Genomic DNA, 20335 nt, shown 5'->3' on the forward strand with positions numbered 1-20335 from the left:
GAGTGCGTCAGGGCTGGAGGCGGCGGGCCCGGGCGTCCAGGAAGCGCTGCTCGGCGAGGCTCGCGGTGGCCTTGGCCGCGCGGCGGTAGTGGTCGTACGCGGCCGCCCGGTCGCCGGAGCGTTCCAGCAGGTGGGCCCGGACCGAGAGCAGCCGGTGGTGGTCGGCCAGGCGCCGGTCGGCGTCCAGGGTGGCGAGCAGGTCGAGGCCGGCCCGCGGGCCGTTCAGCTCGGCGAGGGCGACGGCGCGGTTGAGGGTGACCATCGGGTTGGGGGCGATCCGCTCCAGGATCAGGTAGAGCGCGTGCACCTGGGCCCAGTCGGTCCGGTCCGCGGTGGCGGCGTCGGCGTGGGTGGCGGCGATGGCGGCCTGCAGCTGGTACGGGCCCAGAGCGGGGCCGGCCAGGGCGGCCTTGGCGAGGGCGGTGCCCTCGTCGAGCAGCGGGCGGTCCCAGCTCGTGCGGTCCTGTTCGGCCAGCGGGACCAGGTCGCCGGTGGCGGTGGTGCGGGCCGCCCGGCGGGCGTGGGTGAGCAGCATCAGGGCGAGCAGCCCGGTCACCTCGGAGTCCTCGGGCAGCTGGGCGTGCACGATCCGGGCCAGCCGGACGGCCTCCTGGGCGAGGTCGGTGCGGTGCAGCTCACTGCCCGAGGAGGCGGTGTACCCCTCGTTGAAGATCAGGTAGAGCACGTGCAGGACGACCCGCAGCCGTTCCTCGCGCTCGGCGCCCTCGGGGAGGGCGAAGGAGCTGCCGGCGGCCCGGATCCGCTGCTTGGCCCGGCTGATCCGGGCCGCCATGGTGGCTTCCGGCACCAGGAAGGCGCGGGCGATCTCGGCGGTGGTCAGGCCGCCGACGGCGCGCAGGGTGAGCGCGGTCTGGGAGGCGGCGGTGAGCGCCGGGTGGCAGCACAGGAACAGCAGCACCAGGGTGTCGTCGGTGTCCGGCACGTCCTCGGGCGGCACCTCGGCGGCCGTGGTCGCGTGCTCGCGCTCGCGGCGGGCGTGGTCGCTGCGGATCCGGTCGACCAGCCGCCGGGAGGCGACCGTCACCAGCCAGCCGCGCGGGTTGTCCGGTACGCCCTCCTCGGGCCACTGCACGGCGGCGGCGAGGACGGCCTCCTGGACGGCGTCCTCGCAGCCCTCGAAGCGGTCGTACCGTCGTACCAAGGTGCCGAGGACCTGCGGCGTGAGTTCACGCAGCAGGCCCTCGAAGTCCGGTGCCGTCATGCCTCCAAGTGTCCGTCGGAGAACATCACCTGGCGCACCTCGACGCCCAGCCCCTCGATCGCCGCGTCCGGGATCCGCGCGGCCAGTTCGACGGCCCGCTCCTTGTCGTCGCAGTCGAGCAGGTAGAAGCCGCCCAGGAACTCCTTGGCCTCCAGGAACGGGCCGTCGGTCACCACCGGCCGGCCGTCCCGGACGGTGACCACGGCGGCCTGCGACGGGTCGACCAGCGCCTGGGTGAGGATCAGTTCGCCGGAGGCCTTCAACTCCTCGATGAACGCGCCGTGCCCGGCGCCGATCGCGGCCTTCTCCTCGTCGGTCAGCGCGTCCAGCACGGCCGGGTTGATGTGCAGGCTGATCAGGAACTTCATCGCGTCCTCCTCGTCGTGGGCGGGCCCGGTGCGGGGCCCTCGACCGTCCGGTCGGAGCCGGGGCCGCCGTCTTGACATCCCCGTCGGAGAAATCTCCCACGGGTTTCGTCGCCTCTCCCGGGTCTCTTCCCCTCCCTCGGGTCTCTTTCCGTCCCCCGGGTCTCTTTCCGTCCCCCAGTGCTCCGACGTCAAGAAGTCCCCGGCCGCTCCGACCGACCGGTGCGAGGGACCCGATGCGGGGAGCCCGCGACGAGAGACGACGAGGAGCACGTGATGAGAGCCGACCGGGCCCGGCTGGGGCTGGCCCTGCTGATGCTGCCGACCCTGGTGGTCGCGATGGACATGACGGCGCTGCTGCTCGCCCTGCCGAGGCTGAGCGCGGACCTGGGCGCCTCCGCCGTCGAACAGCTGTGGATCAGCGACGGCTACGGGCTGATGGTGGCCGGGCTGGTGATCACCATGGGCACGCTGGGCGACCGGATCGGCCGTCGACGCCTGTTGCTCATCGGCGCGGCGGCCTTCGCGGTGCTGTCGGTGGTCGCTGCCCTCGCGGTCGACCCGCTGATGCTGATCGTGGTCCGGGCCCTGCTGGGCGTGGCCGGGGCGACGCTGGCGCCGTCCACGCTGGCGCTGATCACCAACATGTTCCGGGACGACCGCGAGCGCGGGCGGGCCGTAGCCGTCTGGGCGACCTGCCAGTTCGCCGGCGGTGCGCTGGGGCCGGTGCTGGCCGGACTGCTGCTCCGGTCCTTCTGGTGGGGATCGGTGTTCCTGGCCGCCGTCCCGGCGATGGCGCTGCTGCTGGCCGCCGGGCCGTTCCTGCTGCCCGAGTTCCGCGGCGGGGCGGCCGGGCGGCCGGACCCGGCCGGGGTCGGGCTGTCGCTGGCGGCGGTGCTGCTGGTGCTGTACGGCGTCAAGCAGTTGCCGGTCGGGGGCGCGACCGGCGTCCCGGTGGCCGCCCTGCTGCTCGGCGCCGGCGTCGGCTACCTCTTCGTCCGACGTCAACGGGGGCTGGAGCAGCCGCTGTTGGACCTGGGGCTGCTGCGCAACCGGCCGTTCGCGGCGGTGCTGGTCTCGCTGGTGCTGGCCGGGACGGCGATGGCCGGCACCGGGCTGCTGGTCACCCAGTACCTGCAGAGCGTGCTGGGCCGCTCGCCGTTCGCCTCGGCCGTGCTGTTCGCGCCGATGGGCCTGGCGGTGGCGGCCGGAACCCTGGCCGCGCCGCGGCTGGTCGGCCGGGTGCGGCCGACCACCGCGATCGCCGGCGGACTGGCGCTCTCGGCGCTGGGCGCCCTGCTGCTGGTCGCCGTGGACGGGAACGCGGGCTCGCTGCCGCTGGTGATGACCGGCATCGCGGTGCTGGCGCTCGGCACCGGGCCGCTGTTCGCCCTGGGCACCGGGCTGGTCCTCGACTCGGTGCCGCCGGAGCGGGCGGGATCGGCGGCGGCGATGTCGGAGACCGGCAACTACTTCGGCGGCTCGCTCGGCTTCGCCGTGCTCGGCACCGTCGCCGCGGCGGTCTACCGCGACCGCACGGGCGGCGGCCCCGACTCGCCGGCCGCCGCGGTCGAGGCGGCCCGGCACCTGCCCGCCGAGCAGGGTGCCGCACTGCTGCGCGGCGCGCGCTCGGCGTTCACGGCCGGGCTGCACGTGAACGGGCTGATCGCCGCCGCACTGTTCGCCGGGCTCGCGTTGCTGGCCCTGGCGGTGCGGCCGACGGTGCGGCCGGCGGGGGGAGTGGCCGGGGAAAAGGTTGGCGAGGGGGCCGGGGAAAAGGTTGGCGAGGGGGCCGGGGAAAAGGTTGGCGAGGGGGCCGGGGAAACGGCCTCTACCCGGCCCGGGTGAACGGCCGGTGCGGGGGCGGCGGTGGTGTCCGCCGCTCCCCGGCGGGCGGTAATGATCATGGAGTGATCCTTGGTAGCGTCGGTCGCGGTGCCGCTCAACTGCGGCTCAGCACCATCGACATGAGAGAGCATCACATGGCCCCCAGGACCATCCGCCGTGCCGTCATCCCCGCCGCCGGGCTGGGCTCCCGCCTGCTGCCGCTGACCAAGGCCACCCCGAAGGAGATGCTGCCGGTCGGCGACAAGCCGGTGATCGAGCACACCGTGCGCGAGCTGATCGAGAGCGGCATCACCGACATCACCATCGTCGTCAACGGCGACAAGGGCCTGATCCAGGAGCACTTCCGCCCGAACCCGGTGCTGGTCGAGCAGCTGCGCCGGGACGGCAAGGCGGCGTTCGCGGACGCGGTCGAGGAGGTCGGGGAGCTGTCCCGCAAGGGGCACATCAGCTACCTCTACCAGCACGGCCCGTACGGCAACGGCACCCCGGTGCTCAACGCCGCCCGGCACTTCGGCGACGAGCCCTGCCTGGTGCTCTGGCCGGACGACGTGTTCGTCGCCGAGGTGCCCCGGGCGCAGCAGCTGATCCGGGCGTTCGAGCAGACCAACGCGCCGGTGCTGGCGCTGATGCCGATGGCGCCCGAGGACTCCTACCGCTACGGCGTCCCGGTGGTGAAGGAGGACCTCGGCGGCGGGTCGCTGCGGATCACCGGCCTGGTCGAGAAGCCCAAGCCGGCCGACGCCCCCTCCGGGTACGCCGCCATCGGCGGGTACGTCATCACCCCCGGCATCGTCGACGAACTGCGCGAACTCACCCGCCGCTGGCACGAGAAGCCCGAGGACGAGGTCTACCTGACCGACGCCATCAACGCCTACGCGGCCCGCCGTGCCGTGTACGGGCAGGTCATCGCCGGCACCTGGTACGACACCGGCAACCCCGCCGCCTACCTGCGGGCGCAGTTCGCGGCGGCCCTCGCCAACCCGGAGTACGGGCACGAACTGCGGCAGCTGGCGGCGGAGTTGGCCCCGGCCGAGTAGGCGGGCCGGGGCCGGGGCCGCTGTCGGTCAGCTCCGGTCGTGGTCCCCGGTGGCGCCGTCGGTGAGTTCGCGCAGGATGTCCAGGTGCCCGGCGTGCCGGGCGGTCTCGGTGGCCATGTGGATGAGCACCCAGCGCAGCGAGACCGTCCGGCCCGACCAGGAGGTGCCGGTGGACTCCAGGTCGAGCTCCTCGATCACCTCGTCGGCGGCGGCCCGGGCGCGGGCGTAGAAGGCCAGCACCTCCGCCGTCGACTCGTGCGGCTCGATCCGCATGTCGGAGCTCTCGTCCGCGTCGAGGTCGAACGGCAGCGGCCCGGTCTCCCGGCCGAAGGTCTCCCGGAACCAGCCGAGTTCGGCGCCGGCCAGGTGCTTGACCAGGCCCAGCAGGCTCGTCCCCGAGGGCGTCATCGGCCGCCGCACCTGCTCGTCGTCCAGGCCCTGGACCTTCCACACCACCACGTCCCGGTGCCGGTCCAGGGCCGTGTGCAGGCTTTCCTTCTCGCCGCCGGTGAACGGCACGGTCTTGATCATGCGCGGGACGCTAGCAGACCCCTCCGCTCCCCTCCCTCAGGGCCCGGGGACGAGGGTGTTCTCGTTGGTGCGGCCGGCGGCGTAGTCGTCGATGTTGCGGGCGGTGGCGTCGATGATCTGGCCGACGGCGGTGCGGGTGAAGTAGGCCTGGTGGCTGGTGACCAGGACCTGGGGGAAGGTGACGAGGCGGGCGAGGACGTCGTCGGTGATGCCCTGGACGGAGCGGTCGGTGAAGAAGACGCCGGTCTCCTCCTCGTAGACGTCCAGGCCGACGCCGGAGAGGCGTCCGGCGCGCAGGGTCTCGACCAGGGCGGCGCTGTCGACGAGGCCGCCGCGGCTGGAGTTGACGAGGATGGCGTCGTCCTTCATCCGGGCCAGGGCGGCGGTGTCGATCAGGTGGTGGGTGGCCGGGAGCAGCGGGACGTGCAGGCTGATCAGGTCGGCGCGGGTGAGGAGTTCGGGCAACTCGGTGTAGCGCATGCCGAGTTCGCGGCAGGCCGGGTTCTCGGCGATGTCCCAGCCGAGGAGTTCGGTGCCGAAGCCGGCCGCGATCCGGGCGAAGCACTCGCCGATCTTGCCGGTGCCGATCACGCCGACGGTCATGCCGTGGACGTCCCGGCCGAGCAGGCCGTGGAGGCGGAAGTCGAACTCCCGGGTGCGGGTGGCGGCGCGGGTGAGGCGGCGGTTGACGGCGAGGGCGAGCGCCCAGGCGTGTTCGGCTACTGAGTACGGGCTGTAGTGGGAGACCCGGGCGACGGTGAGGCCGAGGTCGGCGGCGGCGTCGAGGTCGATGTTGTTGAAGCCGGTGGAGCGCTGGGCGATCAGCCGGGTGCCGCCGGCGGCGAGGACGGCCAGGGTGTCGGCGTCGAGGACGGCGTTGACGCTGCTGCTGACGGCGGGGTGGCCGGCGGCGAGCGGGGCGGTGTCGCGGTCGAGGAACACGTCCAGGCAGCGCAGTGCGTGCCGGCCGGCGAAGGCCCGTTCCAGCAGCGGCCGTTCGTCGGCCTGCACGCCGTACGCCAGGATCTCCATGCGACGTCCTTCCGGGGAGGGCTCCTGCGGCGCACGCTAACGGGGCGGTGGCCGGAACGCCCGCCGGGCGCACGGGAGCCCCCGGCGGCTGCCGGGGGCTCCGGAACGGGCGGGAGGGGCGGCGGTCAGAGGACCGTCTCGGCCTCCTGGTAGCGCTCCTGCGGGACGGTCTTGAGCTCGGCGACGGCCTCGGCCAGCGGCACCAGGTTGATGTTGGTGCCCTGGAGGGCGGTGATGTGCCCGAAGGCGCCCTTGTGGACGGCCTCGACGGCGTGCCAGCCGAAGCGGGTGGCGAGCACCCGGTCGTAGGCGGTGGGGGTGCCGCCGCGCTGGGTGTGGCCGAGGATGACCGGGCGGGCCTCCTTGCCGAGGCGGTGCTCCAGTTCGCGGGAGAGCTGGGTGGCGATCCCGGTGAAGCGCTCGTGGCCGTAGATGTCCTTGCTGCCCTCCTCCCAGTGCATGGTGCCGGGCTCGGGCTTGGCGCCCTCGGCGCAGACCACGATGGCGAACTTCTTCTGCCGGTCGAAGCGCTCGCGGACCACGGCGGTGAGCTTCTCGATGTGGAAGGGGCGCTCCGGGACGACGATGGCGTGCGCGCCGGCCGCCATGCCCGCGTTCAGCGCGATCCAGCCGGTGTGCCGGCCCATGACCTCGACGACCATGACCCGCTGGTGGGACTCGGCGGTGGTCTTCAACCGGTCCAGGGCCTCGGTGGCGACCGACACGGCGGTGTCGAAGCCGAAGGTCACGTCGGTGGCGGCGATGTCGTTGTCGATGGTCTTGGGCACGCCGACGATCGGCAGGCCGGCGTCGCTCATCAGCTTGGCGGCCTTGAGGGTGCCCTCGCCGCCGATCGGGATCACGGCGTCCAGGCCGAGGTCGGAGCAGTACTTCTTGGCCCGCTCGACGCCGTCCCGCAGGTGGCTCGGCTGCACCCGGGAGGACCCGAGGATGGTGCCGCCCTGGGCCAGGATGCCGCTCACCGAGTCGAGGGTCAGGGGGCGGTGGTGCCCTTCCAGGAAACCGCGCCAACCGTCCTCGAACCCGATGATCTCGTCGCCGTGGTCGACCACCCCCCGGTGGACCACGGAACGGATCACCGCGTTCAGGCCGGGGCAGTCACCGCCGCTGGTCAGCACTCCGATACGCATTAGCTTTGCAACTCCCGAGCAGAACCGAGGAACGGCCGGACTACAGGCTGGGACGACGAGCCGTCACCGCGACGAGGCCTTCCCCACCGGGGTGACGGGGAGGTTGCCTCGGGGTGAAGCACCGGCCGGATCCGGACAGAGCATCCGAAAACGGCCGTGAAGTCGAGCATACGACCCCTGGTCCGGCCGGGCAGGAGCCGACGCGGGAGCGGCGCCGTCGGCGCCCCCGCGCGGAATTGCAGCCTGCTGCCGAGGAGGGTGTGCAGCCGGCAGCCCCATTGTCGTACGTCCGGGGCCGCCCGTGGGCCGGATGACCGCATCGCGGGCACCCGGGCGGGGCGGCTCGGTCGTACGACGCGGGGTGCGTCGTGAGGGGTGGGTGACCACGCGGGTACCACGCGGGTACCACGTGGTCACTCCCCGGGCACTGCGTGGGTACTACGCGGGGCGCGCCGTGGCGGCGATGCGCTCGGCGCGCAGCGCGTCGTACCAGGTGGTGTCGGCCGGCGGCAGGGCGTTGACGTCCAGGGCCAGCCGGATCAGCATGTCGGCGACGGCGGGGTTGCGGGCCAGCACCGGGCCGTGCAGGTAGGTGCCGAAGACGGTGTCCCGCCAGGCGCCCTCGGTGCCGTCGCCGGTGCCGTTGCCGCGGCCGACGGTGACGTTCGCGAACGGCTGGACGCCCTGGCCGAGGTGGGTGACGCCCTGGTGGTTCTCGAAGCCGGTCAGCTGCGGCAGGCCGAGCCGCGGGTCCACGTCGGCGAGCACGTCGCCGACGCAGCGGGCGCCCTCGCCCCGGGTGGTCCAGACGTCCAGCAGGCCGAGGCCCGGCTCGCGCTCGCCGAGGTCGTTGACGAACTCGTGGCCCATGATCTGGAAGCCGGCGCAGACGCCGAAGATGATCGCGCCGTTCTCGGCGGCCCGCACCAGGCCGCTGTCGGCGCGCAGCCGCTCGGCGGCCAGTCGCTGCGGGCGGTCCTCGCCGCCGCCGATCAGGTAGATGTCCCCGCTGGTGGGGATCGCCTGGTCGGAGCGGACGTCGATCCGGGTCACGTTGAGATGGCGCTGGCGGGCCCGGCGCTCCACGACCAGGGCGTTGCCGCGGTCGCCGTAGGTGCTGAGCAGGTCCGGGTAGACCCAGACCACGCGCAGGCTGCTCTCACTCATCCTCGAAGGCCTTCCGTCACGAAAAGACTGGTGTGCGGGCGCGGCATCAGCCGGCCACGACCTTCCGCAGCTGCTGGAAGGCGGTGTAGTTGGCGATGGCCTCGATCCGGCCGGGCGGGGCCATCCGGACGGCCTGCTCCAGGGTGTCCACGACGTGGAACTGCAGCCCGGCGACCTCCAGGCGGACGGCCAGGTCCAGCTTGCGCTGGCCCATCACGAAGATCGGGTGCCCGGCGAGCCGCTCGTAGTCGACGTCCCACAGCCAGGAGGTGTCGGTGCCGTCGGCGTCGAGGGCGTTGACCGAGAGGATCACCGGGGCCGGCGGGCCGTCGATCAGCGAGAAGGTCTCCAGCCAGCCGGCCGGGTTCTTGGCGAGCAGCAGCCGGATGTCCCGGCCCTGGTACTGCACCACGTCGTAGCGGCCGGCCACGGCGGACACCGAGCGCATCCGCTCCAGGGCGACCTGCGGGGAGACGCCGAACACGGCGGCGACGGCGGCCGAGCTGGTGGCGTTGGCCAGGTTGGCCCGGCCGGGCAGCTGCAGCTGGATCGGCCAGGCGCCGCGCTGCGGGTCGATCACGTGGGTGCCCTGGAGCGCCCAGTGCGGGTTGGGGCGCCGGAAGCCGCAGTCCTGGCAGAACCAGTCGTCGCCGGGGCGCTGCATCACGCCGCCGCACGCGGGGCAGGACCAGGCGTCCTCCTTCCACGCCTGTCCGGCGGCCACCCAGACCACCTTCTTGCAGGAGGAGGCGGCCCAGGTCACCAGCGGGTCGTCGGCGTTGGCGATGACCACGGCCTCGGTGTCCTGGAGGCCCTCGCGCCACTTCTCCGCCATCATGCGGGTCTCGGCGGCGCGGTCGAGCTGGTCGCGGGAGAGGTTGAGCAGGGCGATCGCCTTGGGGTGGGTGTCGCGGGCGACCGTCGCCAGGTACTTCTCGTCGACCTCGATCACGCCGAAGCGGGCCTCCGTGCCACCGGCCAGGGCGGACGTGATGCCGGCCGGCATGTTGGCGCCCAGGGCGTTGGAGACCACCGGGCCGGCGGCGCGCAGCGCCTCGGCGATCAGGCGGGTGGTGGTGGTCTTGCCGTTGGTGGCGCTGACCAGGACGACGTCGAGGTGGTCGGCGAGGGTGGCGAGCAGGTCGGGGTCGAGCCTGAGGGCGACCTTGCCGCCGATCACCGAGCCGCTCCCGCGACCGGCCTTGCGGGACACGGCGGCGGCGACCTTGCCGGCCGTGACCGCGATCTTGGCGCGGGCCGGCAGCGAGGCGTCGCGTGCGCCTGTGGGCTCCGATTCGGTGCCTGCCATGCTCAGTGGTTCCTCCTTGCTGCGGCACCACCTGTCGGCCGGATAACGGGCCGTCGGGCGGCGGGGACGGGGCCAGCCTACCGACTCCGTAGCCCGGCCGGACGATCCGGACCCCATGCCGCCAGCTGCGACGCCGCTGCCGGGGCTGCTGACGGCCCGTCAAGGAGGGCGGTGTACGGAGGGACCCCTGCTGCGGGGAAGGACGCCGTGACGGCTGCCCCGGGTTCCCGGAGCAGCCGGTAAGGATGTCGTGAAGAAATGATCAGCGGCCCGGAACGGGTGCGGAGGCGGCGGCGGGCGCGGCTCCGGCGGCCAGGGTGGCGGTGATCACCAGGGTGCCGTCCTCGCAGTGGAAGTCCAGCGGCGCGGCCAGCCGGCGCATCGCGGCGATCAGCCCGGTGTTGGCGGCCTGGGTCACCGCGTACGCCGTGCCGATCCCGGCCGACCGGGCCACGGTGGTCAGCCGCCGGAGCAGCGCCAGGCCGAGCCCCTGCCGCTGCCAGGCGTCCTCGACCAGCACGGCCAGCTCCGCCTCGTCCTCGTCCCACATCAGGTGCCCGAGGGCGAGGACCTTCCCGTCGGGGGCCACCACCACCAGGCTGCGGCCGTGCCGGGGGTCCAGCAGGTGCTCCAGGTAGCGGTCGGCGTCGCGGACCGGCCCGTGGTAGCGCAGCCGCAGCGCGGCGGGGGAGCAGCGCTCGTGCATCGCCAGGGCCGCCGCCTTGTCGGCGGGGCCGGCCGGGCGCAGCAGCAGCTCGGTCCCGTCCGGCAGGGACAGCCGGGACACCTCCGCGGCCGGGGCGGCCGGAGCGGCGTGGCCGCGGGTCGGCCGGTGCGGGCCGCCGGGGTGCGCGGGCGGCCGGGTGGACTGGGCGTCGGGCGCTGCGCACCTGCGGTTCGACCTGCGGAAGGGCCGGTGCCAGAGCCGTTCGAGGCGGGTGCGGGGTGCCGTCATGGGTCCGACGCTACCGACGGCTCGCTTCCGGCCGGTTACGTGATCGTGAACGCACGAATGCCCGGCCGCGACCGGGCCCCCGCCGGGACGGATCCGGCACAGGTCCAGACCGGTGCCTCATGCGGTCGGGACGGCGGGCGGCCGACGGTGGAGTCCGTACCCGGCGCTCCTGGTGAGCAGGTCCGCCGGGGTCCGTACGTCCACGCACCGAAGGCTCTCCCATGCGCAACTCCGACCTCGCCGCCGCCACCACCGCCACCACCGGCGGCACCCCCGCCAACCCCGCCACCCGCCTCCCGCACGCCCGCCGGGCGCCCGTCGGCACCGCGCTGACCGGTCTGCTGGACCGGCAGGCCCGCACCCGGCCCGCGTCCCCGGCCGTCGTCGGCGAGCACGGCCACCTCACCTTCCTGGAGCTGTCCGAACGCGCCCGCGGGCTGGCCGCGCGGCTGCGCGCGCTGGGCGCGGGCGCGGGCCCGGACGACTGCGTGGGCCTGTACGTCGAGCCCTCGGTGGAGCTGGTCGCCGGGGCCTGGGGCGTCCTGTACGCCGGGGCCGGCTACCTGCCGCTGTCGCCCGAGTACCCGGAGGACCGGCTCCGCTACATGATCGAGGACAGCGGCACCCGGATCGTCCTCACCCAGGAGCACCTGCGCGAGCGGCTGGCCGGACTGCTGCCGGCCGGCACCGCGGTCCTCACCGTCGAGGAGGCGCCGCCTGCGCACGGGCAGCCCGAGGAGTGGGCGCAGCCGGAGTCGACGGCCTACGTGATCTACACCTCCGGCAGCACCGGCCGCCCCAAGGGCGTGCAGATCGAGCACCGGGCGGTGGTCTCCCAGCTGCGCTGGCTGCACACCGCCGGGCACCTCGACCCCGGGGTCACCGTGCTGCAGAAGACCCCGATGAGCTTCGACGCCGCCCAGTGGGAGATCCTCGCCCCGGCCGTCGGCGCCCGGGTGGTGGCCGGCACGCCCGGGCTCTACCGGGACCCGGAGGCGCTGGTCGCCGCCGTGCGCCGGTACGGCGTGACCGCCCTGCAGTGCGTGCCGACGCTGCTGCAGGCCCTGCTGGACACCGAGGGCTTCACCGACTGCACCGGCCTGACCGGCCTGTTCTCCGGCGGCGAGGCGCTCTCGCTGCGGCTGGCCCGCGACCTGGCCGCCGCCCTGCCGGGGGCCGCACTGGTCAACCTGTACGGCCCGACCGAGTGCACCATCAACGCCACCGCCCACCTGGTCGACCCGGCCGCGCTGGGCGACGGCGCCGGCTCGGTGCCGATCGGCCGGCCGGTCGACAACACCCAGTGCTACGTCCTGGACGAACGGCTGGCCCCGGTCGGCCTCGGGGACGTCGGCGAGCTGTACATCGGCGGTGTGCAGCTGGCCCGCGGCTACCTGCACCGGCCGGAGCTGACCGCCGAGCGGTTCGTGCCCTCCCCGTTCGCCCCGGCCGAGAAGCTGTACCGCACCGGCGACCTGGTGCACTGGAACCCGGACGGCACCCTCCAGTTCGCCGGCCGGGTCGACAACCAGGTCAAGCTGCGCGGCTACCGGGTCGAGCTGGACGAGATCGCCCGGGCGATCGAGGAGCACACCTGGGTCCGCCGCTCGGCCGCCGTGGTCACCGCCGACGCGCGCACCGGCCACCAGAACCTGGTCGCCTGCGTCGAACTGAACCCGCGCGAGGCCGCCCTGATGGACCAGGGCAACCACGGCGGCCACCACCAGTCCAAGGCCAGCCGGCTCCAGGTCCGGGCCCAGCTGTCCGACCCCGGGGTGCGGGCCCCGGCCCAGCTGGCGGGCCGGGAGAAGGTCGAACTGCCCGGCCGGCGCGAGAGCGGGACCCAGCGGCGGGCCGTCTTCGCCCGCAAGACCTACCGCTTCTACGACGGCGGCCCGGTCACCCGGGACGACCTCACCGCGCTGCTCGCCCCCCGTCCGGCCGGCCCCTTCGGCCGCGAGCTCGGCCTGCTGAGCTTCCCCGAACTCGGCCGGATCCTGCGCTGGTTCGGCCAGTTCCACAGCGAGGAGCGGCTGCTGCCCAAGTACGCCTACGCCTCGCCCGGCGCGCTCTACGCGACCCAGCTGTACCTGGAGACCGGCGGCCTGGACGGGCTGGCCGCCGGGCTGTACTACTACCACCCGGTCGAGCACACCCTGATCAGGGTCGGCGCCGCCGACGCCCGCCCGGAGCCGTACCTGACACTGCACTTCTCCGGGCGGACCGCGGCGATCGAGCCGGTGTACAAGGACAACATCCGCGAGGTGCTGGAGTTCGAGACCGGGCACATGCTGGGCGTGCTGGAGGAGGTGCTGCCCGAGTACGGCCTGGAGGTGCGCCCGCAGGGCTTCGACCCGGCCGTCCGGCAGCGGCTGGACGTCGCCGAGGAGGACCACTACCTGGGCAGCTTCACCGTCGACCGCAACCGCGGCCTCGCCCCCGAGGAGCACACCGAGCTGTACGTCCAGGCCCACGGCGACCGGGTGGACGGCCTGCCGGCCGGCCTCTACCGCTACGCCGACGGCGAGTTGACCGGGGTCGCGGACGAGGTGGTGGAGTCCCGGCAGGTGATCGCGATCAACCAGGCCGTGTACGCCCGGGCCGCGTTCGGCATCACCGCGGTCAGCCGGGCCGCCGAGGACTGGCTGGAGTACGTCGCGCTCGGCACGAAGCTGCACCACCTCCAGCGCAACGGCCTGGGCCTGGGCTTCATGTCCTCCGGCTACAGCTCCAAGTCCGGCCACCCGCTGCCCGCTTCGCGCCGGATCGACGAGATCCTCGACGCGGCGGGCATCGCCACCGGCGCCTCGTACTTCTTCCTCGGCGGGAAGGTGAGCGAGGAGCAGATCGGCAGCGAGGGCATGCACGAGGACACCGTGCACATGAAGGGCCCGGCCGAGATCATCAAGGACGAACTCGCCACCCTGCTGCCCGACTACATGCTGCCCAACCGGGTGCTGATCGTCGACGCCCTGCCGCTCACCGCGAACGGCAAGGTCGACCTCAAGGCGCTGGCCGGCTCCGAGGCCGTCCGCGCGGACGGCGGGCGCGGCGAGTTCGTCGCCCCGCGCACCGCGCGGGAACGGTGGCTGGCCGAGGCCTGGGGGCAGGCGCTCAAGTACGAGGAGGTGTCGGTGACCGACGAGTTCTTCGCCGCCGGCGGCAACTCGCTGACCGCCGTGGCGCTGGTCAACCGGATCAACCGGGAGTTCGGGACCTCGCTGCCGCTCCAGGTGGTGTTCGAGTGCCCGAAGCTGGCGGACCTGGCGGCCCGGATCTCGGCCCCGGACGGTGCGCCGGCCTCACGGCTGGTCCCGCTGCAGCCCGGGAAGCCGGGGGAGTCGGGGCAGTCGGGGCAGCCGGGGGAGTCGGGGCAGCAGGGCCGGCCGGTGTTCTGCTGGCCCGGGCTGGGCGGCTACCCGATGAACCTGCGGCCGCTCGGCCGGGAGGCGAGCGACGGGCGCGCCTTCTACGGCGTCCAGGCGCACGGCATCAACGAGGGCGAGACGCCGTACGCCACCATCGGGGAGACGGCCGCCGCCGACCTCGCCGAGCTGCGCCGGGTGCAGCCCGAGGGCCCGTACACCCTGTGGGGCTACTCCTTCGGCGCCCGGGTCGCCTTCGAGGCGGCCTGGCAGCTGGAGCAGGCCGGCGAGCGGGTGGAACGGCTGCTGCTGATCTGCCCGGGCAACCCGGAGGTCCGGCAGGCCGACGGCCGGGAGTACGGCCGGGAGTCCTCGTACGCCAACCCGGCGTACGTGACCATCCTGTTCTCGGTGTTCGCCGGGGCGATCAGCGGGCCCGAGCTGGAGCGCTGCCTGGCCGGGACGGTCGACGAGTCCTCGTTCGTCGCCGGGGTGCACCGGATGCTGCCCGCGCTGGACGAGGAGGTGATCCGCCGGATCACCCGGATCGTCGGCGAGACCTACGAGTTCGAGTACAGCTTCCGCGAGCTGGCCGAGCGGCGGCTGGCGGCGCCGGTGACCGTCTTCAAGGCTTCGGGCGACGACTACTCCTTCATCGAGGGCAGCACCGGCTGGTCGGCCGCCCCGCCCACCGTGGTGGAGCTGGCCGGGGACCACTACGGGGTGCTCAAGGAGCACGGGGTGCTCGAACTCGCGGCCGCCATCCGGGCGGTGGAGCGGCCCACCCCGTGACGCCCGGGCGCTGACGCGGACACGCTCACGGATGGCCCAGGATCCGTGACCGCGGGAGCCCCTTCGGATAGGGATGGCTCGGCTTTCCGCCGAACCCGTCTCGATCCGAAGGGGCTCCCCCATGCTCGCGAAGAACTCCGCACTCGCCACGGCCTGTTGCGCCCTGCTGCTGGCCGTACCGCTCGCCCTCGCCGGGACGGCCGCCGCCGCCGGCAGCGGCAGCAGCACCGGCACCAACGGCACCGGCAACAGCAGCACCGGCAACAACAACACCAGCATCAACACCAGCAGCAACAACGGCCCGAAGACCCCCCAGGAGGCGGCCGCCTGCAAGAGCGTCACCGGTGCGCTGCTCGGCGGCTTCGGCGGCATGCTGGGCAACGCGGTGTGCGTGGTGCAGCCGGCCGACCGGGGCTGAGCGGCCCGCCGACCCGCCCGAGGAGCGGCGGGCGCCCGATCAGGCGCCCGCCGCCGCCACCAGTCGCTGCTCCAGCAGCTGCCACTGCGCCGCCATGTCGTGCACCAGGTACAGCTCGCGGCTGCGGGTCCAGGCCTGGCCGGACCGCGGGTCGTACGTCCCCGGCATCGCCGTCCCGGCCGGGGCGCCCGCCGAGGCGATCCCGGCCAGCCGGGTGGTGAGCACGCAGCGCTTCACGTGGTCCCGGAAACCGACCACCCCGGCGGTGCCGATCCCGCCGGGCAGGCCCTTGCGGGCGGCGGCGACCTGGGCGGCGACGCCGTAGGTGCTCAGGTAGGTGATCGTCCCGTCCGGGGCGACCACCGGTTCGATCGAGGTGACGTCGGTCAGCCCGTGGACGTCGGTCAGGAAGTGGGCGATCTCCCACTGGGCGTACACCGGCACCTTGCGGCGGCGGTGGATCCTGGCCACGGTGTCCGCCAACTCCCGGTTCACCGGGCCCGGTTCGTACCGCACCTTGGCCGGGTCCCCGCCGCCGGCCGGGGCGCGGTTGCCGAAGGCGTAGGCGAGCAGGAAGTCGACCTTCGCCGGCTCCACCGTCGGCGGCGCCCAGTCGAAGCAGACGTCCAGGATCCGCGGCACCTCGGCCTCGGCGGCCGCCCGGTCACCGCCCAGCGCACCGGTCAGCGCCTTCACCATCTGCCGCCGCAGGCCCTCCTGACCGCCCGTCCCCTCGGCCTGCGCCTGCCCGGCCCCGGCCACCACCGGCACCACCGCACCCGCCGCCATCGCCGCGGCGAACCTCCGCCGATCCATGCTGCGCACCCGCTCCCTGTTCCGTCGTCCGATCGGCCCATCCGACCGGGCGCGCACGTCCGCCGGGCGGCCGGGCACGGAAGCCCCGGTGAACGTTGGCCGGACCCGGAAGACGGGTGCGGGCCCTTCGCGTGCTGACGTATCATCCGGCGATCTGTTGAGCTGTTGTTTACCCGGATGAGACGACATGGCGGACATGGAGCACGAAGAGCCGACCGAGAGACCCACCGGTCTCCGGGCGATCTGGGCCAACACCCTGGAACCGGTGGCCCCGCTGCCCTGGTACCGCACGGTGTCCCGCAAGGTCTGGATCGGCGGCGCTGTGGTCGTCGCCCTGTTCGCCGGGCTCACCGTCGCCGCCGTCACCGGCGCGGGCACCCCGCCCTCGCACCGGATCACCCTGGCGGACCGGATCGGCGACCAGGAACGGATGCCGGACACCGACGAGATCACGGCCGAGCGCTGGCGCCTGCACCACAACCTCACCGCGCTGAGCCGTTACCGGGACGTCGAGGTGGCGGGCTACGGCCCCGTCGGCTCGGGTCGCAGCACTCTCCGGGTGGTCGGGATGACCGGCGGCTTCGCGGACGCCCGGGAAGAGCTGGACCGGCAGTTCGGCGCGCACTGGGGCGCCCGGACGACCAGGGACAGCGAGCCGATCCGGAGCCGCCGGGACTACCCGGCCGGCCCGCTCGGGGGCGCGATGGACTGCGCCGTCGTGGGCGTCCCCGGCGAGGAGCGGACGATCTGCATCTGGGCGGACGGGACGACGGTCGGCGGGGTCGTCGACGAGTCGGGCACGACCACCACGGACGACCTGGCCAAGCGCACCACGGAGGTCCGTACGGCCGTCGAGGTCGAGGGCTGAGCGGGTCCGCGCCGTTCAGGCGATGCGGGTCGGGGTGTCCTCGACGGTGTGGCCGGTGGTGGTGAGCAGGGCGGTGAGGGCCGCCGGGTCCAGGGAGTGGGGGGTCCGGAGGAAGAGCTCGTCGGCCGTGGGGTGGCGGTGGAGCGAGAGCAGGGTGATCCGGTGGTCGGCGAGCGCGGCGGGGGTGTGGGCGAGGGCGGTGGTGCGGACCCGCCACAGCGTGGTCGGGGGCGGGCCGTGGGGGGACCACCAGGAGTGCAGCAGGGCCGTGGCGAGCAGGGCGACGGCCGAGCCGATCAGCAGGACCGGGCCGTCCGGGCCGTCGACCACGAGCTTGGCGATCAGGTCGGCCGCGGTGACGGAGAGGAAGACCGCGGCGAGCTCGACGGTGTCCCGGCGCCAGCGGGGGGCACGGGGGAAGGAAGGCTTCGAGTGCTCCATGCCCTCCACCGTGCCCGCTCGGTGTTTCCGGTCCGCGAACCGGCCGTGACCTGCTGGTTAAGGTCCGTCCGGGGGTGTTACGGCAGCAGCGTGCGGGCGGCGGCCCGGACCTCGTCGAGCAGCAGGCGCAGGTCCGCCTCGGTGGTCGCGGCGTTGAGCAGGCAGGCGCGGAGCATCTCGTGCCCGCCGAGCCGGGCGCCGGTGACGAAGACCCGGCCGCGCCGCTGGACGGCGACCGGCAGCTCGCGGTTGAGGGCGTCGCGGGCCGCCGCGTCCCGCCCGGGCGCCCGGTGGCGGAACGCCACGATGGACGTCTGCACCTCCGCGAGCAGCTCCAACTCCTCGTCGGCCTCGACGAGTTCACCGAGGCGGCGGGCGAGCGCGGTGCACCGGGCGATGTCCCGGGCGAGGCCGGTGCGGCCGCGGTGGGCGATGGTGGCCCAGACCTTGAGGGCGCGGAACGGGCGGGTCTGCTCGGTGCCGTACTCGGAGAACCAGCCGAGCTCCCCGGCCGCCTCGTCGCGCAGGTAGGACGGGACGAGGCTGAACGTGCCGCGCAGTTCGTCGGTGTCCCGGACCAGGGCGCAGCCGCAGTCCACCGGGACGCCGAGCCACTTGTGCGGGTCGAGGGCGAGCGAGTCGGCGCGCTCCAGGCCGGCGTAGCGGTGGGCGATGGCGGGGTCGAGCCGGCCGAAGGCGCCGTACGCGCCGTCGACGTGCAGCCACAGGCCCTGCTCCTGGCAGAGGTCGGCGAGCGGGTCGAAGGCGTCCACCGCGCCGGTGCCGACGGTGCCGGCCGAGGCGACCACCAGGAAGGGCAGCAGTCCGGCGGCGCGGTCGCGTTCGACGGCGGCGCGCAGGTCGGCGGGGTCGAGCAGCCCGTCGGGGCCGGTGGCGACGGTGCGCAGGTGGCGGCTGCCGAGGCCGAGGAGCTCGGCGGCCTTGCGGACGCAGGAGTGGGTCTCGCCGGTGACGTAGCCGACCAGCGGCGGCAGCCCGGCCAGGCCCGCCTCGCGGACGTCGTGGCCGGCCCGGCGGGCGGCCCGGTTGCGGGCGGCGGCCAGGCAGACGATGGTCGCCGCCGAGGTGCCGGAGGTGAGCAGTCCGCCGCCGGCCGGGTGCGGGAAGCCGACCAGTTCGGCGATCCAGCGGACCACGGCGCGCTCCAGGTGGACGTCGGCGTGGTCGCCGCCGGCCGAGCTGGGGTTCATCGCGGCGGCGGCGAGGGTGGCGAGCACCCCGGCGGGGGCGGGCGCGGAGTTGACCCAGCCGAAGAAGCGCGGGTTGCCGTTGCCCATGGGGTGGGGGAGGACGTCCTGCCCGATGGCCTCGACGAGTTCGGCGAGCGGGCGGCCCTCGGCAGGCAGCGGGGCGTCGAGCAGGGCCTGCCGGGCGGTGTCGTCCATCGGCTGCCAGACCGGGCGGGCAGGCAGTTCGGCGAGGTAGTCGGCGACCAGGTCGGCGGCGGCGTGGGCGGCGCCGCGGAAGTCGTCGGAGGTCATGTGGGTGTGCTCCAGGGGCCGGGGGACCGGGGGAGGCGCGGCGTCCTCGGCGCACCGTGATCAGCAGATGCTACGGAACGGGCCCGCGCCGTTGCGGCGCGGGCCCGGAGGGTGGGACGGGGCGGTCAGTCGAGGGAGGCGGACAGCCCGCTCGCGGAGCGGCAGTAGCCCTGCATCTCCTTGTTGGTGATCTTCGCGCAGAGCCGCCCGGCCGCGCCGCCGTCGGTGTAGTTGACCGTGTAGTAGCTGACCAGCCCCTCCGCGCAGGCCTTGCGCTGCCAGCCGTCGGCGGCGGTGGCGCACTGCTGGGCGGCCCAGTCCTCGCGGTCCAGGTTGTACTTCATGGTCCGGGAGCCGACCCCCCGGCTGCAGTCCACCGCCCCGCCGCCGGCCTTGCCGTTGAGGCACCACTTGAGCGCGTCGGCGTAGACCTCGGGGTGGTTCGGGTAGTCGTGCGAGGACAGGTAGAAGGTCGGGGCGTAGAAGAAGCAGGCGGACTGGAACAGCGAGGGCTGGTCCTTGCACGGGTACAGCGGGTCCTGGGCGAGCTTGTCGGCGGGCAGGTTGGCCTTGGCCTGCTCGTCCTCCTCGTCCGGGCCGAAGAGCTGCATGAACAGGCCCTCGGAGCAGCGGATCCGGTTCTGGTCGCTGGTGAACTTGTTGCACAGGTCGCGGGCCTTGGCGACGTCCTGCTTGGCGACGAACATGGTTCCGTGGCCGACGCCGTGGATGCAGGGGCCGCTGTTCTTGGGGGCGCACAGCTTGAGCAGGTCCACCTCGGGCTGGGTGGAGGCGTTGAGCATCTCCTCGACCGCGCCGTGCAGGTAGCCGGCCGCGCAGGTCTCGTGCGGGAAGGAGATGACCTTCTGGAAGTCGGCGTTGAAGCGCTTGACCGCCGCGTGGCCGAGCTCGTGCGCGATCGGGTGGCAGAAGCGCACGGTGTACGGCTTCTCCTTGGTGATCCTGTCGAGGTCGGCGAGGGCGACACCGGGGTCGGTGGCGTCCATCTCGGCCATCATCTTGTTGCGCAGCGTCGAGCGGGTCCACACCGCCGGGTCGCCGGTCGGGGTGGCGCTCGCGGCGCCGGCCGTGACCGGCTGGGCGCCGGGGCCGGCACCCGCGCCCGGACCGGCGACGGCCGGGGCGGCGGAGGCCGCGGCGGGCTTCCAGTCGGTGACGGCCACCGAGCCCAGGCCCAGGACGCCCAGGAGCACGGCGGTGAGAATCGCGAAGACTCGCGGCTGCATGACGGGATCCCCCGGCGGATCGAGGTGAACGGTTCGCTCCCATCCTGACGGCACCGGGAGCGCGATCCCGCGTTATCGCCCGCCATTCGGGAGTGTCGGCGACGCTACCGCATCGCCGGGACGCCCCGGCGGGCCGGGACGGCTCCCGGCGGGCGGCGCCCGCGGGGGGACCCCCCCACCGGGTGGTGCGCCCCGGGGCCGGGGGGGGCGGGCCGGGCGCCGGGGGGGGGGCCCCCGGGGCCCCCCCCGCCTCGGGGGGCGCCCCCCCC

The 20335-nt window shown here is 74.1% G+C and carries 17 protein-coding genes; 5 read left to right on the forward strand and 12 right to left on the reverse strand.

Going from position 1 to position 20335, the window contains the following annotated elements; genetic code table 11:
* Positions 1-7: 7 nt before the first annotated feature.
* Both ACFV8H_RS01550 and ACFV8H_RS01555 read right to left on the reverse strand, forming a co-directional pair.
* On the reverse strand, positions 8-1222 hold the full coding sequence (locus ACFV8H_RS01550) for an RNA polymerase sigma factor (protein ID WP_380396035.1): 1215 nt from the start codon (positions 1220-1222) through the stop codon (positions 8-10).
* Positions 1219-1590, reverse strand: a complete 372-nt coding sequence (locus tag ACFV8H_RS01555) for a YciI family protein (RefSeq protein WP_380396036.1) — start codon at positions 1588-1590, stop codon at positions 1219-1221. The genes ACFV8H_RS01550 and ACFV8H_RS01555 overlap by 4 nt, the downstream gene beginning before the upstream one ends.
* A 273-nt stretch (positions 1591-1863) precedes the next feature.
* Here ACFV8H_RS01555 and ACFV8H_RS01560 point away from each other — a divergent pair, with 273 nt between their 5' ends.
* The gene (locus tag ACFV8H_RS01560) at positions 1864-3435 is read left to right on the forward strand and encodes an MFS transporter (protein WP_380396037.1); all 1572 of its coding nucleotides are present in this window, start codon (positions 1864-1866) and stop codon (positions 3433-3435) included.
* A gap of 134 nt (positions 3436-3569) precedes the next feature.
* Positions 3570-4472 carry a UTP--glucose-1-phosphate uridylyltransferase gene (locus tag ACFV8H_RS01565; RefSeq protein ID WP_375886200.1) on the forward strand — a complete coding sequence of 301 codons (903 nt, stop codon included), beginning with the start codon at positions 3570-3572 and terminating at the stop codon, positions 4470-4472.
* Positions 4473-4499: 27 nt separating this feature from the next.
* Here the strand turns inward: ACFV8H_RS01565 and ACFV8H_RS01570 are convergent, their stop codons facing one another.
* From ACFV8H_RS01570 to ACFV8H_RS01595, 6 genes are all read right to left on the reverse strand, one after another.
* Entirely contained in the window at positions 4500-5003 is a 504-nt protein-coding gene (locus ACFV8H_RS01570) for a DinB family protein (RefSeq protein WP_380396038.1), read from the reverse strand.
* Between the two features lie 36 nt (positions 5004-5039).
* Positions 5040-6035, reverse strand: coding sequence for a 2-hydroxyacid dehydrogenase (locus ACFV8H_RS01575; protein WP_380396039.1), 996 nt, complete (start codon positions 6033-6035; stop codon positions 5040-5042).
* 125 nt (positions 6036-6160) lie between these two features.
* Positions 6161-7186, reverse strand: a complete 1026-nt coding sequence (locus ACFV8H_RS01580) for a 6-phosphofructokinase (RefSeq protein ID WP_380396040.1) — start codon at positions 7184-7186, stop codon at positions 6161-6163.
* Positions 7187-7624: 438 nt separating this feature from the next.
* Positions 7625-8353 (reverse strand): type 1 glutamine amidotransferase, encoded by a 729-nt coding sequence (locus ACFV8H_RS01585; protein WP_375885976.1) that lies wholly within the window; start codon positions 8351-8353, stop codon positions 7625-7627.
* Between the two features lie 46 nt (positions 8354-8399).
* Positions 8400-9662, reverse strand: coding sequence for a MurT ligase domain-containing protein (locus ACFV8H_RS01590; protein WP_360237043.1), 1263 nt, complete (start codon positions 9660-9662; stop codon positions 8400-8402).
* Between the two features lie 262 nt (positions 9663-9924).
* Positions 9925-10617 carry a GNAT family N-acetyltransferase gene (locus tag ACFV8H_RS01595; protein ID WP_380396041.1) on the reverse strand — a complete coding sequence of 231 codons (693 nt, stop codon included), beginning with the start codon at positions 10615-10617 and terminating at the stop codon, positions 9925-9927.
* A 221-nt stretch (positions 10618-10838) separates the two neighbouring features.
* Here ACFV8H_RS01595 and ACFV8H_RS01600 point away from each other — a divergent pair, with 221 nt between their 5' ends.
* A complete protein-coding gene (locus ACFV8H_RS01600; protein ID WP_380396042.1) occupies positions 10839-14774 on the forward strand; it encodes an amino acid adenylation domain-containing protein in 3936 nt (1311 codons plus the stop codon).
* A gap of 121 nt (positions 14775-14895) precedes the next feature.
* Positions 14896-15192: a hypothetical protein gene (locus ACFV8H_RS01605; protein WP_380396043.1), complete on the forward strand. Its 297-nt coding sequence runs from the start codon at positions 14896-14898 to the stop codon at positions 15190-15192.
* 39 nt (positions 15193-15231) lie between these two features.
* Here the strand turns inward: ACFV8H_RS01605 and ACFV8H_RS01610 are convergent, their stop codons facing one another.
* On the reverse strand, positions 15232-16008 hold the full coding sequence (locus tag ACFV8H_RS01610; protein ID WP_380396044.1) for a hypothetical protein: 777 nt from the start codon (positions 16006-16008) through the stop codon (positions 15232-15234).
* Positions 16009-16195: 187 nt separating this feature from the next.
* Here ACFV8H_RS01610 and ACFV8H_RS01615 point away from each other — a divergent pair, with 187 nt between their 5' ends.
* Positions 16196-16876: a hypothetical protein gene (locus tag ACFV8H_RS01615; protein WP_380396045.1), complete on the forward strand. Its 681-nt coding sequence runs from the start codon at positions 16196-16198 to the stop codon at positions 16874-16876.
* Between the two features lie 15 nt (positions 16877-16891).
* On the opposite strand, the gene ACFV8H_RS01620 is transcribed toward ACFV8H_RS01615, so the two are convergent.
* The 3 genes from ACFV8H_RS01620 to ACFV8H_RS01630 form a co-directional block, all read right to left on the reverse strand.
* Complete coding sequence (locus ACFV8H_RS01620) at positions 16892-17317, reverse strand: hypothetical protein (protein WP_375885990.1); 426 nt, start codon at positions 17315-17317, stop codon at positions 16892-16894.
* 77 nt (positions 17318-17394) lie between these two features.
* On the reverse strand, positions 17395-18819 hold the full coding sequence (locus ACFV8H_RS01625; RefSeq protein ID WP_380396046.1) for a pyridoxal phosphate-dependent decarboxylase family protein: 1425 nt from the start codon (positions 18817-18819) through the stop codon (positions 17395-17397).
* Between the two features lie 125 nt (positions 18820-18944).
* On the reverse strand, positions 18945-20066 hold the full coding sequence (locus tag ACFV8H_RS01630; RefSeq protein ID WP_380396047.1) for a hypothetical protein: 1122 nt from the start codon (positions 20064-20066) through the stop codon (positions 18945-18947).
* Positions 20067-20335: the final 269 nt, after the last annotated feature.

The organism is Kitasatospora sp. NPDC059827, assembly GCF_042731675.1.
Classification (GTDB): Bacteria; Actinomycetota; Actinomycetes; order Streptomycetales; family Streptomycetaceae; genus Kitasatospora.